Annotated in this window: 17 protein-coding genes and 1 riboswitch; of the genes, 7 read left to right on the top strand and 10 right to left on the bottom strand. The window is 57.7% G+C overall.

Going from position 1 to position 14,889, the window contains the following annotated elements:
* The first annotated feature begins 276 nt into the window (after positions 1-276).
* A complete protein-coding gene (gene dcuB / locus R0140_RS25775; RefSeq protein WP_317703923.1) occupies positions 277-1,617 on the top strand; it encodes an anaerobic C4-dicarboxylate transporter DcuB in 1,341 nt (446 codons plus the stop codon).
* A 43-nt stretch (positions 1,618-1,660) separates the two neighbouring features.
* Here dcuB and R0140_RS25770 read toward each other — a convergent pair whose 3' ends face one another.
* The 10 genes from R0140_RS25770 to R0140_RS25725 all read right to left on the bottom strand — a co-directional run bounded on the left by R0140_RS25770 (position 1,661) and on the right by R0140_RS25725 (position 10,433).
* Complete coding sequence (locus tag R0140_RS25770) at positions 1,661-1,978, bottom strand: PTS lactose/cellobiose transporter subunit IIA (protein WP_008808002.1); 318 nt, start codon at positions 1,976-1,978, stop codon at positions 1,661-1,663.
* A gap of 3 nt (positions 1,979-1,981) precedes the next feature.
* Complete coding sequence (locus R0140_RS25765) at positions 1,982-2,242, bottom strand: PTS sugar transporter subunit IIB (RefSeq protein ID WP_004198931.1); 261 nt, start codon at positions 2,240-2,242, stop codon at positions 1,982-1,984.
* Between the two features lie 216 nt (positions 2,243-2,458).
* The gene (locus tag R0140_RS25760) at positions 2,459-3,991 is read right to left on the bottom strand and encodes a sensor domain-containing diguanylate cyclase (protein ID WP_012543212.1); all 1,533 of its coding nucleotides are present in this window, start codon (positions 3,989-3,991) and stop codon (positions 2,459-2,461) included.
* 315 nt (positions 3,992-4,306) lie between these two features.
* Positions 4,307-5,440 (bottom strand): 2-iminoacetate synthase ThiH, encoded by a 1,134-nt coding sequence (thiH, locus tag R0140_RS25755; RefSeq protein ID WP_012543211.1) that lies wholly within the window; start codon positions 5,438-5,440, stop codon positions 4,307-4,309.
* A complete protein-coding gene (gene thiG / locus R0140_RS25750) occupies positions 5,437-6,207 on the bottom strand; it encodes a thiazole synthase (RefSeq protein WP_023323451.1) in 771 nt (256 codons plus the stop codon). Before thiG ends, thiH begins: the two co-directional genes overlap by 4 nt.
* A 1-nt stretch (position 6,208) precedes the next feature.
* A complete protein-coding gene (gene thiS / locus R0140_RS25745) occupies positions 6,209-6,409 on the bottom strand; it encodes a sulfur carrier protein ThiS (protein WP_008807998.1) in 201 nt (66 codons plus the stop codon).
* Complete coding sequence (gene thiF / locus R0140_RS25740; protein ID WP_023323452.1) at positions 6,393-7,148, bottom strand: thiazole biosynthesis adenylyltransferase ThiF; 756 nt, start codon at positions 7,146-7,148, stop codon at positions 6,393-6,395. The genes thiS and thiF overlap by 17 nt, the downstream gene beginning before the upstream one ends.
* Complete coding sequence (gene thiE, locus R0140_RS25735; protein ID WP_023296881.1) at positions 7,141-7,776, bottom strand: thiamine phosphate synthase; 636 nt, start codon at positions 7,774-7,776, stop codon at positions 7,141-7,143. Before thiE ends, thiF begins: the two co-directional genes overlap by 8 nt.
* Positions 7,776-9,671: a phosphomethylpyrimidine synthase ThiC gene (gene thiC / locus R0140_RS25730; protein ID WP_023323453.1), complete on the bottom strand. Its 1,896-nt coding sequence runs from the start codon at positions 9,669-9,671 to the stop codon at positions 7,776-7,778. Before thiC ends, thiE begins: the two co-directional genes overlap by 1 nt.
* Before the next feature lie 86 nt (positions 9,672-9,757).
* Positions 9,758-9,882: riboswitch (TPP riboswitch) on the bottom strand.
* 53 nt (positions 9,883-9,935) lie between these two features.
* Positions 9,936-10,433, bottom strand: a complete 498-nt coding sequence (locus R0140_RS25725) for an Rsd/AlgQ family anti-sigma factor (protein ID WP_002884324.1) — start codon at positions 10,431-10,433, stop codon at positions 9,936-9,938.
* A 93-nt stretch (positions 10,434-10,526) separates the two neighbouring features.
* On the opposite strand from R0140_RS25725, the gene nudC reads away from it, so the two are divergent.
* From nudC to R0140_RS25695, 6 genes are all read left to right on the top strand, one after another.
* Complete coding sequence (gene nudC, locus R0140_RS25720; RefSeq protein WP_008807994.1) at positions 10,527-11,300, top strand: NAD(+) diphosphatase; 774 nt, start codon at positions 10,527-10,529, stop codon at positions 11,298-11,300.
* 40 nt (positions 11,301-11,340) lie between these two features.
* Complete coding sequence (gene hemE, locus R0140_RS25715; RefSeq protein ID WP_008807993.1) at positions 11,341-12,405, top strand: uroporphyrinogen decarboxylase; 1,065 nt, start codon at positions 11,341-11,343, stop codon at positions 12,403-12,405.
* 12 nt (positions 12,406-12,417) lie between these two features.
* The gene (nfi, locus tag R0140_RS25710; RefSeq protein WP_012969177.1) at positions 12,418-13,089 is read left to right on the top strand and encodes a deoxyribonuclease V; all 672 of its coding nucleotides are present in this window, start codon (positions 12,418-12,420) and stop codon (positions 13,087-13,089) included.
* Between the two features lie 42 nt (positions 13,090-13,131).
* On the top strand, positions 13,132-13,722 hold the full coding sequence (locus R0140_RS25705) for a YjaG family protein (RefSeq protein WP_012543208.1): 591 nt from the start codon (positions 13,132-13,134) through the stop codon (positions 13,720-13,722).
* Between the two features lie 186 nt (positions 13,723-13,908).
* Entirely contained in the window at positions 13,909-14,181 is a 273-nt protein-coding gene (gene hupA, locus R0140_RS25700; RefSeq protein ID WP_002884342.1) for a nucleoid-associated protein HU-alpha, read from the top strand.
* A gap of 12 nt (positions 14,182-14,193) precedes the next feature.
* Positions 14,194-14,889, top strand: a complete 696-nt coding sequence (locus R0140_RS25695) for a DUF1481 domain-containing protein (protein WP_012969176.1) — start codon at positions 14,194-14,196, stop codon at positions 14,887-14,889.

Raw genomic sequence — 14,889 nt, 5'->3', positions numbered from 1 at the left:
AATTCATATAAAATATCCATCCCCCGTTCACTGGAAAAACCTTTGTTTATATATGGGTAAAAGTTCTACTCATATCAAAAAATAATCAATCCAAAGGCGATATATTCAAAATACCTAATGAATCATGGGATTACTTCTGCTGCTTTATCTTCGAAGCCACGGCTCTGGAGAGGGATCGCCGCATCTCATGCTTCTCCCGATAAGACGCAGAAATAATACCGGCAGGCAGGTGTTGGTCATTTCTTTTGGTCTGAGTGGACAGGCTCTGGGGGCTGCATGGAATTTGCGATACAACTCATTATTATCTTAATTTGTCTGTTTTATGGTGCCCGAAAAGGCGGTATTGCGCTGGGCCTGTTGGGCGGCATCGGTTTGGTTATCCTTGTTTTTGTGTTCCATCTTCAGCCGGGTAAACCACCGGTTGATGTAATGCTGGTGATCATTGCCGTCGTGGCCGCTTCGGCCACGCTACAGGCGTCCGGCGGGCTGGATGTCATGTTACAGATTGCCGAGAAGCTGCTGCGGCGCAACCCGAAATATGTTTCAATCGTCGCGCCTTTCGTCACCTGCACGCTGACCATTCTCTGCGGTACCGGACACGTGGTGTACACGATCCTGCCGATTATCTACGATGTCGCCATTAAGAATAACATTCGTCCGGAGCGTCTGATGGCGGCCAGCTCCATAGGTGCCCAGATGGGGATCATCGCCAGCCCGGTCTCGGTAGCGGTGGTGTCGCTGGTGGCGATGCTGGGGAATTTTACCTTTAACGGTAAACACCTGGAATTTCTCGACCTGCTGGCGATAACCATTCCGTCCACGCTGTTGGGGATCCTGGCGATTGGTATCTTCAGCTGGTTCCGTGGCAAAGATCTGGATAAAGACGAAGCCTTCCAGGCGTTTATTGCGGTACCGGAAAATCGCCATTATGTCTATGGCGATACGGCGACGCTGCTGGATAAAAAGCTGCCGACCAGCAACTGGATTGCGATGTGGATCTTTCTGGCCTCCATCGCCGTGGTGGCCTTGCTCGGCGCGTTTTCCGAACTGCGTCCGGCCTTCGACGGTAAGCCGCTGTCGATGGTGCTGGTGATCCAGATGTTCATGCTGCTCTCCGGGGCATTAATCATCATCATTACCAAAACCAACCCGGCGTCGATTTCTAAAAATGAGGTTTTCCGTTCGGGGATGATCGCTATCGTCGCGGTATACGGCATCGCGTGGATGGCGGAGACTATGTTCGGCGCGCATATGACCGAGATTAAAGGTGTGCTCGGGGAGATGGTGAAGGAGTACCCGTGGGCTTACGCCATCGTACTGCTGCTGGTTTCGAAGTTTGTGAACTCTCAGGCGGCAGCGCTGGCGGCGATTGTTCCGGTGGCGCTGGCCATCGGCGTCGACCCGGCCTATATCGTGGCTTCCGCGCCGGCCTGCTATGGCTACTATATTCTGCCGACCTACCCAAGCGATCTGGCGGCGATCCAGTTCGACCGCTCAGGGACCACCCATATCGGCCGCTTTGTCATTAACCATAGCTTCATCCTGCCCGGGCTCATCGGCGTCGGTGTCTCCTGCGTGTTTGGCTGGGTATTCGCCGCGATGTATGGTTTTCTTTGAGAGGGGACGGGCGCCGGCAGCGGCGCCCGTTAAATCCGCGAGATTACTGCGCGAGCGGCAGACGACGATAGAGTTCAATCATATCGGTCGCCAGATCCTGAATGACCATGGCGTTCATCAGGTGGTCCTGAGAGTGAACGGTGATCAGGTTGACCGGCAGCTTACCGGTGCCTTCATCCAGGCCGATGAGCTGGGTCTGGATTTTATGCGCATGTTTGACGAACTCATGGGACTCGGCCATGGCCTGCTCGGCTGCCGCAAAGTCACCTTTCCGTGCTAACTGGAGAGCAGTGAGCGCCGCGCTACGTGCGGAACCGGCATTAACCAACAGTTCCATGATGATCGTTTCTAAATCTTCCATCGATTACTCCAGCATCTTCAGGGCTTTATCCAGAACGGCATCGCCTTTCATCATGCCGTAGTCCATCATATCGATCACCGCGACTTTCTTGCCGAATGGATCGGCCAGCGCCTGCAGTTTCGCCTGCTCATATTTCACCTGCGGGCCGAGCAAAATAATGTCGGCGGCGGCCAGGTTATCTTTAAACTCGGCGACCGGGACGGCCTTGATAGAAACCTCAACACCTTTTTTCTGCGCGGCATCTTGCATACGCTGAACCAGCATGCTGGTGGACATACCGGCGGCACAGCACAAAACGATATTCTTCATAGTCAGTGGCCCTTGTGTTCCGTGATGTCTTATCTTTATCGCGGCCCTGGCGATGCGACAACCGCTTTACCGTGATTGTGTGTAAGTCATCACACAAAAATTGAAACCGGTTTCATTTTTGCCGATAAAAATAAAAAAGCCCACCGAAGTGGGCGGCCGCGTCCTGTTGTCTCACGCGCGGAGGATGCGGTTTTTACCTTGTTGCTTGGCTTTGTAAAGTGCCTCATCGACGCTCACCACCAGCTTATCCAGCGGCTCCATATTCCATTCCCCCAGTCCGGCGCTAAAGGTGACCGTCAGGCCATCTTCGCGCCAGGTACGCCGTTCGACGTTGACCCGCCATGTTTCCAGTAGCGTTCGGGCGTTATCGATGTGTTCGGCAGGAAAGACCACCGCGAACTCTTCACCGCCGTAGCGATAAAGGGAAATCTCCAGCGGCTGGAGGACCTGCAGCCCCTCGCGGGCGACGTTGCGCAGGACGATATCGCCGTTGAGGTGTCCCCAGGTGTCGTTGATCGATTTGAAGTTATCGATATCGACCAGGGCAAGGGCGAAAGGTTGGTGATCGTTCATCAGCGCGGCGATATCGCTGTCGAAGGCGCGGCGGTTTTTGCAGCCAGTGAGGGCGTCGATGGTGGCCTGGCGAACGTAGGTCAGTTCACGCTGTTTGTTGGTTTCAATGGCTTTACTCAGCATTGCCTCAAGGCGCGGAGCGCGTTTGACGTCGCCGGTTTTAATCGCATTGATGATATTCATCAGCACGGTACGGGAAGCATGACGCAGATAAAGGCCGAACAAGAGGATGATAATCGCCGCGAGTGAGAAACCGCCGATCACTAAGTTTGTCTCATGGCGCGTCAGATTGATCAGGGTGGCGTTATCGACACGGTAAATCACGAACCAGTCGGGATTGGTAAAGGAGTAGTAGTAATACCAGGTATCGCTCCTGACATCGTAAAGCTGCCCCTCTCCGCTGGTCATTTTATCCATCAGTTCGTCGCTGACGAAGGGTTTAAACAGCGCGCCCGGGTCGGAGTGCAGGACAACTTTGCCATCCCGCTGCACCACAAAAAATTCCCCCTGTACGGGGGCGACCATCTGCCGTAGCGCGAACCCCATGGAGGTGAGATCTAGATGAAAAGCCAGGCTGCCCTTGAGTTTACCCTCCGGAGTAATGATGGGTTTGAAAATGGTAATCGTCGGATGGTGGGTGAAAAAGTCCATATACGGGCTGGTGTAGTGGCTGAAGGTGCTGGCTTCTGCCTGTTTGATAAACCAGGGCCGCGTTTTGGGGTCGAAAGCCAGGCTGTCTTCATTTTTCAGTACTTCCGGGGCGCGCAGATAGTGGCCCTCGGTATCCGCCAGCGAGATGGATGAGACGCTTGGCATCATGTTCTGTAACTGCATTAGCGTGGTTAACCCTTTCTCCGGATCAACGTTCACCGCGCGGTTCAGTTCGTCATTACGGGCAAAGAAGGTGGCCGCGCGGCCGAGGATAAAATCATTTTCCCGCAGCAGCGTTTCCGTATAGTTGATGGCCAGGTTGTGGGTAAAGTTGCGGTTAATATCGTGATAATCTTCGAGAAAATCTTTCCGCTGTGCCAGGGTGACAAAAGTAGCAATCAGCATGAAACTGAGCAAAATGCCGGCAAACCCCACGACGATTGGTGTCGTAAAAGAGAGTTTTCTGTTGTGTAGCGCCATGAATCGTTAATCGTCCCGGATGTATAAACCAAGGGTCCGAACGCAGCTTGTGTCAGCGAGCCTGCCGATCGAATCAGTTAACTATTGCTCAATTATAACTCTGAGGCCTTCATCTATCGTGATTTATATTCGTCGATAATGAACCGGCCCTCGCGCAGCGCGGAGAGGCAGGGCGAAAATGAGGAAGAAAACGTTCGCCCTGGTCAGCGTCCGCTGCTGACCCGGGCAGAATAGAAAAACGGCGGCAATCGGGCGACTCCCCATTTTTCATCTCTCGTGCAGGCACGCAAAATAATCAGCGGCTTGCAACATACTTCATGATGATTGCGAGGCGCGTCCCAGCCAGCTGTCCCAGTCTTTCCATACCGGCTGCAGGCCACGGGCGGCTAGCGCGCTGGCGACCTCTTCAGGGCGGCGATCGTCATGTGGGGCAAATTGCTCGAGCTCCGGATGATCGTCGGCGTAGCCGCCGGGCTGCGTTTTAGAGAAGGCGCTGACGTTATTGATCGCCAGCGGGATCACCCGGTCGCGGAACCAGGGTGATTCACGGGTTGAAAGCGACAGCTCAACCTCCGGCGCCAGCAGGCGGAAGGCGCAAATGGTCTGCACCAGCTGGCGCTCATCCATCAGCGAAGCTGGTTCAATACCGCCGGCGCAGGGACGCAGGCGCGGGAAGGAGACCGAGTAGCGGCTGCGCCAGTAGCGCTGTTGCAGCCACAGCAGGTGCTCGGCGACCATAAAGCAGTCCACCCGCCAGCTGTCGGAAAGACCAATCAACGCGCCGAGGCCGATCTTATCGATCCCCGCCTCGCCCAGGCGATCCGGTGTATCCAGCCGCCAGAAGAAATCCTGTTTTTTCCCTTTCAGATGGTGCTGGGCATACATGCTTTCATGGTAGGTCTCCTGATAGACCATTACCCCGTCGAGCCCCAGCGTTTTCAGCTCGGCATACTCTTCGGTCGCCAGCGGCTGCACCTCCATATGCAGCGAGGCAAACTGGCTGCGGATAGCCGGCAGGTGCTGGCGGAAATAATCCATTCCCACCTTGCCCTGATGTTCGCCGGTCACCAGCAGCAGATGCTCAAAGCCCAGGTCGCGGATCGCGGCGCACTCGCGGGCAATCTCGGCGGCATCCAGCGTCTTGCGCTTAATGCGATTGCTCATTGAGAAGCCGCAGTAGGTGCAGTCATTGGCGCACAGGTTGGAGAGATACAGTGGTACGTAAAAGCTGACGGTATTGCCGAAGCGCTGCCGGGTGAGCCGCTGCGCGCGCTGGGCCAGCGGTTCAAGATAGTTGGCCGCCGCCGGTGAAAGCAGGGCCATCATGTCGTCACGGGTGAGCTGTTTGGCCGCCAGCGCCCGTTCGACGTCGGCGGCGGTTTTGCTGTTGATGCGCAGGCGGATGTCGTCCCACTCCAGCTCCCGCCAGCGATCGCTGAAGGTTTTCATGCCAGCGCCTCCAGGAATCCGGTCAGCGGGCTGGTGGCCTGCGCCTGCGTACTGCGTGCCCCCGGTCCGGCCTGACGCGCCAGTAATCCGGCATCGACTGCCATACGGAAGGCGCGGGCCATGGTCACGGGGTCGTCGGCGACGGCAATGGCGGTATTGACCAGCACCGCATCTGCGCCCATCTCCAGCGCCTGCGCCGCATGGCTCGGCACGCCAATTCCGGCATCGACCACCACCGGTACCGCCGCCTGCTCGATAATAATCTCCAGCATGGCTTTGGTTTCCAGCCCCTGATTGGAGCCGATCGGCGCGCCCAGCGGCATCACCGCCGCGCAGCCAACCTCTTCCAGCCGTTTACATAGCACCGGATCGGCGCCGCAGTAGGGCAGGACGACGAACCCTTCGCGGACCAGCAGCTCCGCCGCCTTCAGGGTTTCAATCGGGTCAGGCAGCAGCCAGCGGGCATCCGGGTGGATCTCCAGCTTCAGCCAGTGGGTGCCCAGGGCTTCCCGCGCCAGGCGGGCGGCAAACACCGCCTCTTCCGCCGTCTTGGCGCCTGAGGTATTCGGCAGCAGGTTAACGCCCGCCGCCAGCAGCGGCGCGAGAATCGCGTCATTGTGCTGGCGTAAATCGACGCGCTTCATCGCCAGCGTCACCAGCTGGCTTCCCGAGGCGCGAATCGCCTCGACCATCACCTCCGGGGCGGCGAATTTGCCGGTACCGGTAAAAAGATGGGATTCAAACGTTTTGTCTGCAATACGTAACATGTCAGCCTCCAGCGATAACCTGAAAAAGCAGGATCCGATCGCCTTCCTGTAAGAGATGATCTTCCCACCGGTCGCGCGGCAGGATGTGTTGATTAAGCGCCAGCGCAACGCCCGGCTGCAGCTGTTCGAGCTGGGTCAGCAGGGCGCTGACGCTGAGATTGTCGGCACATGCCAGCGGCTCGTCGTTAAACCAAATCTGCATGCCGCCCTCCGCACACCGGGCAATTCCGGGAGCGCTGTAGCGCCAGATTACGCCAGTTGCTGGTGCGGGCGTCGAACAGCCGCAGGGTATTACGCGGCGTCGTCATGCCGCTGAGCAGCTTAATCGCCTCCAGCGCCTGCAGCGTGCCCATCATGCCGACGACCGGGCCGACGATCCCCGCGGTGCGGCAGTTGCGCTGCGGTTCGTCGCTATCCGGCCACAGGCAGCGATAGCAGCCCTGCGTCCAGGGGGGAGTGAGCACCATCAACTGACCGCCGAAGCCGACGGCGCTGGCGGTCACTAACGGGGTGTCGAGGGCCACACAGGCGGCGTTGATTGCCTGTCGGGTCACCATGTTATCGGTGCAGTCCAGCACCACGTCCGCTTTCGCCACCTCAGCGCGCAGCGCCTCGCCGCTCAGACGTTGCTGGAGCGCAACCAGTTTGATCTGCGGGTTTAGCTGACTGAGCCGGGTCTTTGCCGCCGCGGCTTTTGGCCGGTCGATATCCTCGCTGGTGAACAGGATCTGCCGCTGCAGGTTGCTGAGATGCACGGCGTCGTCATCGGCCAGGGTCAGCGTCCCGACGCCCGCTCCGGCAAGATAGAGCGCCGCCGGAGAGCCCAGCCCGCCAAGGCCGATAATCAGCACCCGGCTGGCTAACAGTTTCTGCTGACCCTCGATGGCAATATCCTCCAGCAGCAGCTGGCGGCTATAGCGCATAAAGTCGTGATCATTCATCGCCCGCTCCCGCCAGCGCCAGCAGCTGGTCTGTCGCTGCCCGCCAGTCCGCCGCCTGGGTAATAGCGCTGACCACCGCGATGCTGCCGACGCCGGTCGCCAGTACGCCCGGCGCTTTTTCCAGACTGATGCCGCCGATCGCGACGGTGGGGTAATCCGCCAGGCGTTGAATATGTCTGGCTAGCTGGTCGAGGCCCTGCGGCGCGGAAGGCATCTGTTTGGTTTGCGTCGGGAAGACATGGCCCAGCGCGATGTAAGAGGGGCGCGCCGCCAGCGCGACATCAATTTCCATATCGTCGTGAGTGGAGACGCCGAGACGCAGTCCGGCTTTGCGGATAGCGCTCAGATCGGTGGTTTCCAGATCTTCTTGCCCCAGGTGTACCCCGTAGGCCTGATGCTTAATCGCCAGCTGCCAGTAATCGTTAATGAACAACCGGGCGTGATAGCGGCGGCCAAGGGCGATGGCGGCGATCACGTCATCCTCCACGTCGCTGTCACGTTGATCTTTGATGCGCAGTTGAAGAGTACGCACTCCCGCCTCCAGCAGGCGCTCAATCCACGCCACGCTGTCAACCACCGGGTAGAGTCCAAGACGAAATGGGACGGGTGGAAAATCAGGTTGATACATCAGGCTTCCTCCTGTTTCAGGTAGATTTCGCCGCCACGGGCGCGGAAGTGATGCGACATATCGGCCATGCCAGCTTCGATATTTTGCTTCGCGGCGTAGTCGCGGACTTCCTGGGTGATTTTCATCGAACAGAATTTCGGCCCGCACATGGAGCAGAAATGGGCGACCTTGCCGGACTCCTGCGGCAGGGTTTCATCGTGATAGGCCCGCGCGGTGAAGGGGTCGAGCGCGAGGTTGAACTGGTCTTCCCAGCGGAATTCGAAACGCGCTTTGGACATCGCGTTGTCGCGGATCTGCGCCCCGGGGTGGCCTTTCGCGAGGTCGGCGGCGTGGGCGGCGATTTTGTAGGTAATCAGCCCCTGTTTCACATCCTCTTTGTTGGGCAGGCCGAGATGCTCTTTTGGCGTGACGTAGCACAGCATCGCGCAGCCAAACCAGCCGATCATCGCCGCGCCGATACCGGAAGTGAAATGGTCGTAGCCCGGCGCGATGTCGGTGGTGAGCGGGCCTAAGGTATAGAACGGCGCTTCGTGGCAATGCTCCAGCTCTTCGGTCATATTGCGGCGGATCATCTGCATCGGCACGTGGCCGGGGCCTTCAATCATCACCTGTACGTCATACTCCCAGGCGATTTTCGTCAGTTCGCCTAGGGTGCGCAGCTCGGAAAACTGCGCCTCGTCGTTGGCGTCCTGAATGGAGCCGGGGCGCAGGCCATCGCCGAGGGACAGCGAAACGTCATAGGCGGCGCAGATTTCGCAGATTTCGCGGAAGTGCTGGTAGAGGAAGTTTTCCTGATGGTGCGACAGGCACCATTTGGCCATGATTGAACCACCGCGCGACACGATACCTGTCAGGCGCTTCGCGGTCATCGGCACGTAGCGCAGCAGTACGCCGGCGTGAATCGTGAAGTAGTCGACGCCCTGTTCGGCCTGTTCCAGCAGGGTATCGCGGAAGGCTTCCCAGGTCAGGTTCTCGGCAATGCCGTTGACCTTCTCCAGCGCCTGGTAAATCGGAACGGTACCAATCGGCACCGGGCTGTTGCGCAGGATCCACTCGCGGGTTTCGTGGATATAGCGGCCGGTGGAGAGGTCCATCACCGTGTCGGCGCCCCAGCGGGTTGACCAGACCAGTTTTTCCACCTCCTCTTCGATGGAAGAGGTCACCGCCGAGTTGCCGATATTGGCATTCACTTTCACCAGGAAATTGCGGCCGATAATCATCGGCTCAGATTCCGGGTGGTTGATGTTGGCGGGGATGATGGCGCGCCCGGCGGCAACTTCATCGCGGACGAACTCGGGGGTAATGTTTTCCGGCAGGCGGGCACCGAAGCCTTCCCCGGCATGCTGCTGGCGCAGAACCTCGCTGCGGATACGTTCGCGACCCATGTTTTCGCGAATGGCGATGAACTCCATCTCCGGCGTGACGATCCCCTGGCGGGCGTAGTGCAGTTGGGTAACGCATTTCCCGGCGACGGCGCGTTTGGGCGTCAGCAGGCCGCTGAAGCGCAGCTCATCGAGACCGTCATCGGCCAGCCGCGCTTTGGTATAGGCCGAGCTGCGTTCGCTGAGCGGAGCGCAGTCGTTACGCGCGTCGATCCACGGCTGGCGCAGCTTTGCCAGCCCCTGGCGGACATCAATGCCAATATCCGGGTCGCCATAAGGGCCGGAGGTGTCATATACCGGGATCGGTTCATTGGCTTCGTACCGGGGGTTATCTTTATCGCCGCCGACGAGGGTCGGGCTGAGCTGAATTTCACGCATCGGGACGCGGATATCCGCTTGTGAGCCGTGAACGTAGATGCGGCGTGAATTGGGAAAAGCGGTACCTGCCAGCGTATCAATGAATCGCTGCGCGTGCTCGCGTTGTTCCCGACGGGTGAGTTTGGTAGTAGACATAGCGCATTCCAGTTAAAAAAGGAGATGGCTTGTCAGACGACGGATGGAGTAACAGATGCGACCGGTCCAGAACGGACAGGAGCGACCAGCAGTTTACTCTTGTTCCCTTCGCAGGTATTAGCCTGATCAGGTTCCGCGGATCCCGAATTAACGGTCTCAGCCTTTTCCACTTTAGCCAGCGCATGGAAAATAGGCACTCCGACAAGATGACGTCCCCTCCGGAGAGGGGGAATGGAGGTAAACTACTCGTTAATTGCGCACAACTCAAGCGGTCGGCGCAATATTATCGCGCACGTCGTTGCTCAGGTTATGCGCGACGGCGAGGGCGATCAGTTTATCCTCCAGCGCGAAACGTGCTTCCAGCGACTCGCCGATATCCGACAGCGCCTGCTGAAATTCAAGGTAGTTATCGTGATCGATAGCGTTTTCGAGGCAGGTATCGTAGTAGTCCATCATCTGCTGGGTATTGGCTTCCAGCTGTGGATAAAGCCGGGTGGCGGCTAAAAGTGGGGTGTCGCCTTCCATTTCGCCAATAATGCGTTCATAAATACTAAAATGACCGGATGAGAGGTAATCCACCAGACTTTGGCAAAAGTCATCCAGCGCCTTTTCGTTTAGCCGCATAAATGACTCTTTGCCCGGTTTCAGGCCAACCAGATTGTAGTAAGCCACGAGCAGATGCTTACGCACTTGTAGCCAGCGATCGACCAGTTCATTACTACCGCCAACGCGCTCCGTCAGATTTTCCAGCTGGTTTAGCATGATTGACTCCGCTAGTTTTGATTTAAATCTGCTCACCAAAATGTAAATATAATGTTAACAACATGCCAGTGAAGCAAAGGTAGTGCAATAGATATGGATCGTATTATTGAAAAATTAGATCGCGGCTGGTGGGTTGTCAGTCACGAACAAAAATTATGGTTGCCTGGTGGAGAATTACCACATGGCGAAGCGGTTAATTTCGATCTTGTCGGACAGCATGCGCTGCATATTGGCGAGTGGCAGGGCGAGTCCGTCTGGATGGTGCGCCAGGATCGCCGCCATGACATGGGATCGTTACGCCAGGTTCTGGATCAGGATCCGGGTCTCTTCCAGCTGGCGGGGCGAGGGATCCAGCTCGCCGAATTTTATCGATCGCATAAATTTTGCGGCTACTGTGGCCATCCGATGCATGCCAGCAAAAGCGAATGGGCGATGCTGTGCAGCCACTGCCGTGAACGCTATTACCCGCAAATTGCCCCCTGCATTATCGTCGCTATCCGTCGCGATGATTCGATCCTGTTGGCGCAACATACCCGCCATCGTAACGGCGTGCACACCGTGCTGGCCGGGTTTGTCGAAGTGGGTGAAACCCTTGAGCAGGCGGTGGCCCGCGAGGTGATGGAGGAGAGCGGTATCAAGGTGAAAAACCTGCGCTATGTGACCTCTCAGCCGTGGCCGTTCCCGCAGTCGCTGATGACCGCTTTTATGGCGGATTACGCGGATGGCGATATCGTGGTCGACAAAAAAGAGCTGCTGACCGCGGACTGGTACCGCTATGACAATCTGCCGCTCCTGCCACCGCCGGGCACGGTGGCGCGTCGGCTTATCGAAGATACGGTGGCGATGTGTCGGGCAGAGTTCGAGTGACATGTTACACTGGGCGCATCAACGCTAAAGGAATGTAAAAATGACCGAACTGAAAAACGATCGTTACCTGCGCGCGCTGCTGCGTCAGCCGGTTGATGTCACCCCGGTGTGGATGATGCGCCAGGCGGGCCGCTATTTACCGGAGTACAAAGCCACCCGTGCGCAAGCGGGCGACTTTATGTCGCTGTGTAAAAATGCCGAGCTGGCCTGCGAAGTGACGCTCCAGCCGCTGCGCCGTTACCCGCTGGATGCGGCGATCCTCTTTTCGGACATCCTGACGATCCCGGACGCCATGGGTCTGGGGCTGTACTTTGAAGCTGGCGAAGGTCCGCGCTTCACCTCGCCGATAAAAAGCAAAGCCGACGTCGACAAGCTGCCAATCCCGGATCCGGAGCAGGAACTGGGCTATGTCATGAACGCCGTGCGTACCATTCGCCGCGAACTGAAAGGCGAAGTGCCGCTGATCGGCTTCTCCGGTAGCCCCTGGACGCTGGCGACCTACATGGTGGAAGGCGGCAGCAGCAAAGCGTTCACCGTGATCAAAAAGATGATGTACGCCGAACCGCAGGCGCTGCATGCGCTGCTGGAGAAGCTGGCGAAAAGCGTCACCTTGTACCTCAACGCGCAGATCAAAGCCGGCGCGCAGTCGGTGATGATTTTCGACACCTGGGGCGGGGTGCTGACCGGTCGCGACTATCAGCAGTTCTCGCTCTACTACATGCATAAAATTGTCGATGGCCTGCTGCGGGAGAACGAAGGCCGCCGCGTGCCGGTGACCCTGTTCACCAAAGGCGGTGGCCAGTGGCTGGAAGCGATGGCGGAGACCGGCTGTGACGCGCTGGGGCTCGACTGGACCACCGATATCGCTGATGCTCGCCGTCGTGTAGGTCACAAAGTGGCGCTCCAGGGCAATATGGACCCGTCGATGCTGTATGCTCCCGCCCCGCGTATTGAAGAGGAAGTGGCGACTATTCTCGCCGGCTTCGGCCAGGGCGAAGGCCATGTCTTTAACCTTGGTCACGGCATCCATCAGGATGTCGACCCGCAGCATGCGGGCGTCTTTGTTGAGGCGGTGCATCGTCTTTCCACACCCTATCATCAATAGGAGATAAGCCGTATGGATTTAGCCGCGCTACGTACCCAACAACAACAGTTAGCCGCGTCGGTCGAGCGAGCGGATCGACTGGATCGCGACCCGCCGGCGTTGATCGGCGGCGCGGATGTCGGGTTTGAGCAGGAAGGGGAAGTGACCCGGGCTGCGATGGTGCTGCTGACCTGGCCTGAGCTTGAGCTGGTGGAGTATCAGGTGGCGCGCGTCGCCACCACCATGCCCTATATTCCCGGCTTTCTCTCATTTCGCGAAACACCTGCGCTGCTGGCGGCGTGGGAGCAGCTTTCGCAAAAACCGGACCTGCTCTTCGTCGACGGCCACGGTATCTCCCATCCCCGGCGGCTCGGCGTCGCCAGCCATTTTGGTCTGATGATTGACGTGCCGACCATCGGGGTGGCGAAAAAACGGCTGTGCGGAAAAATCGGCGAACTGGGTGATGAGCCCGGCGCACTGGCCCCGCTGATGGATAAAAATGAGCAACTGGCCTGGGTCTGGCGCAGCAAAGTGCGCTGCAACCCGCTGTTTATTAGCTCCGGTCACCGGGTGGGCATGGACAGCGCCTTAATGTGGGTTGAGCGCTGCATGCGAGGCTATCGTCTCCCCGAGCCGACGCGCTGGGCCGATGCGGTGGCGTCCCGTCGTCCGTCGTTTGTGCGTTGGCAAGCAAATCACGGCTGATTCAGGTACACTGCGCCTAATTTCTGACTTCGAGAATTCATCATGTTACAAAACCCGATTCACCTGCGCCTGGAGAAGCTGGAAAGCTGGCAGCATGTCACTTTTATGGCCTGCCTGTGCGAGCGTATGTACCCTAACTACGCCATGTTCTGCAAGCAAACCGAGTTCGGCGACGGCCAGCTGTACCGTCGTATCCTGGACCTGATCTGGGAAACGCTGACGGTTAAAGATGCGAAGGTGAATTTCGACAGTCAGCTGGAGAAGCTGGAAGAGGCCATCCCGGCGGCAGATGATTTCGACCTGTACGGTGTTTACCCGGCTATAGACGCCTGCGTGGCGTTGAGCGAACTGATCCATTCGCGTCTGAGCGGTGAAACACTTGAGCACGCGATTGAGGTGAGCAAGACATCCATCACCAGCGTGGCGATGCTGGAAATGACCCAGGCCGGTCGCGAAATGACCGATGAAGAGCTGAAAGCGAACCCGGCGGTAGAGCAGGAATGGGATATTCAGTGGGAAATTTTCCGCCTGCTGGCCGACTGTGAAGAGCGTGACCTTGAGCTGATAAAAGGTCTGCGAGCGGACCTGCGTGAGGCCGGTGAGAGCAATATTGGTATAAATTTTCAGCAGTGAGACCAGAAAACGTGATTTACCGCCTGAATTGTAGCGTCTGAAGGCTTCCATTCCGCCCCCCGTCTGGTCTACATTTGGAGGGCGAAAAAAAGTGGCTATCGGTGCGTGTATGCAGGAGGGTGCTTTTTTGGCATTTCCGTCGCACTCGATGCTTAGCAAGCGATAAACACATTGTAAGGATAACTTATGAACAAGACTCAACTGATTGATGTAATTGCGGACAAAGCTGACCTGTCCAAAGCACAGGCTAAAGCTGCCCTGGAATCTACCCTGGCTGCAATTACTGAGTCTCTGAAAGAAGGTGATGCTGTTCAACTGGTTGGTTTCGGTACCTTCAAAGTGAACCACCGCGCTGAGCGTACTGGCCGCAACCCGCAGACCGGTAAAGAGATCAAAATCGCTGCAGCTAACGTGCCGGCATTTGTTTCTGGCAAAGCACTGAAAGACGCAGTTAAGTAAGACCGCGTGGCAGTGAACAGTTTTATCGAAGGGGCTATTAAGCCCCTTTTGTCTGTCTGGCGCCGGCCTCTGGCGCTGGCGGGCATCCTGTTGCTGACTGCCTGCAGCCACGACGCCTCGCTTCCACCGTTTACCGCCAGCGGTTATGCGGATAATCAGGGGGCGATGCGTATCTGGCGTAAAGATTCAGGTGATGAAGTCCATCTTCTCGCCGCTTTCAGCCCGTGGCGTCACGGGGATACCTCGACCAGTGAATATCGCTGGCAGGGCGATCAATTGACGTTTATCGAACTCAATGTCTACGGTAAGCCGCCGGAACATATTCGCGCCCGCTTCGACGCGCAGGGCGATCTCAGCTTTATGCAGCGGGAAGTCGACGGGCAGAAGCAACAGCTCTCCAGCGACCAGGTCGCACTGTATCGTTATCGCGCCGAGCAGATCCGCCAGACCAGCGATGCTCTCCGCCAGGGACGCGTCGTCCTGCGTCAGGGGCGCTGGAACGCTGCCGCGCATACCGTGTTGACCTGTGAAGGTCAGACGGTTAAGCCTGACCTCGATAGCCGGGCCCTGGCGCATATTGAACGTCGCCAGAGTCATTCCTCCGCCGCGGTGAGCATCGCCTGGCTTGAGGCGTCTGAAGGCTCTCAACTATTGCTGGTCGCCAATGAAAACTTTTGCACCTGGCAGCCGACAGAAAAAAGCTTCTAA

Source organism: Klebsiella sp. w6, assembly GCF_033100215.1.
Classification (GTDB): Bacteria; Pseudomonadota; Gammaproteobacteria; order Enterobacterales; family Enterobacteriaceae; genus Klebsiella; species Klebsiella variicola.
The sequence above is the reverse complement of the archived record's forward strand: the minus strand, read 5'-3'. Positions and strand labels throughout refer to the sequence as shown.

Coding starts and splice junctions, on each gene's coding strand:
- thiH (WP_012543211.1), bottom strand. CDS start 5,440: ATGAAAACCTTCAGCGATCGCTGGCGGGAGCTGGAGTGGGACGACATC.
- thiG (WP_023323451.1), bottom strand. CDS start 6,207: ATGTTACGTATTGCAGACAAAACGTTTGAATCCCATCTTTTTACCGGT.
- hupA (WP_002884342.1), top strand. CDS start 13,909: ATGAACAAGACTCAACTGATTGATGTAATTGCGGACAAAGCTGACCTG.
- thiS (WP_008807998.1), bottom strand. CDS start 6,409: ATGCAGATTTGGTTTAACGACGAGCCGCTGGCATGTGCCGACAATCTC.
- thiC (WP_023323453.1), bottom strand. CDS start 9,671: ATGTCTACTACCAAACTCACCCGTCGGGAACAACGCGAGCACGCGCAG.
- R0140_RS25760 (WP_012543212.1), bottom strand. CDS start 3,991: ATGGCGCTACACAACAGAAAACTCTCTTTTACGACACCAATCGTCGTG.
- nudC (WP_008807994.1), top strand. CDS start 10,527: ATGGATCGTATTATTGAAAAATTAGATCGCGGCTGGTGGGTTGTCAGT.
- hemE (WP_008807993.1), top strand. CDS start 11,341: ATGACCGAACTGAAAAACGATCGTTACCTGCGCGCGCTGCTGCGTCAG.
- dcuB (WP_317703923.1), top strand. CDS start 277: ATGGAATTTGCGATACAACTCATTATTATCTTAATTTGTCTGTTTTAT.
- R0140_RS25705 (WP_012543208.1), top strand. CDS start 13,132: ATGTTACAAAACCCGATTCACCTGCGCCTGGAGAAGCTGGAAAGCTGG.
- nfi (WP_012969177.1), top strand. CDS start 12,418: ATGGATTTAGCCGCGCTACGTACCCAACAACAACAGTTAGCCGCGTCG.
- R0140_RS25725 (WP_002884324.1), bottom strand. CDS start 10,433: ATGCTAAACCAGCTGGAAAATCTGACGGAGCGCGTTGGCGGTAGTAAT.
- thiF (WP_023323452.1), bottom strand. CDS start 7,148: ATGAATGATCACGACTTTATGCGCTATAGCCGCCAGCTGCTGCTGGAG.
- R0140_RS25770 (WP_008808002.1), bottom strand. CDS start 1,978: ATGGAAGATTTAGAAACGATCATCATGGAACTGTTGGTTAATGCCGGT.
- thiE (WP_023296881.1), bottom strand. CDS start 7,776: ATGTATCAACCTGATTTTCCACCCGTCCCATTTCGTCTTGGACTCTAC.
- R0140_RS25765 (WP_004198931.1), bottom strand. CDS start 2,242: ATGCTGGTTCAGCGTATGCAAGATGCCGCGCAGAAAAAAGGTGTTGAG.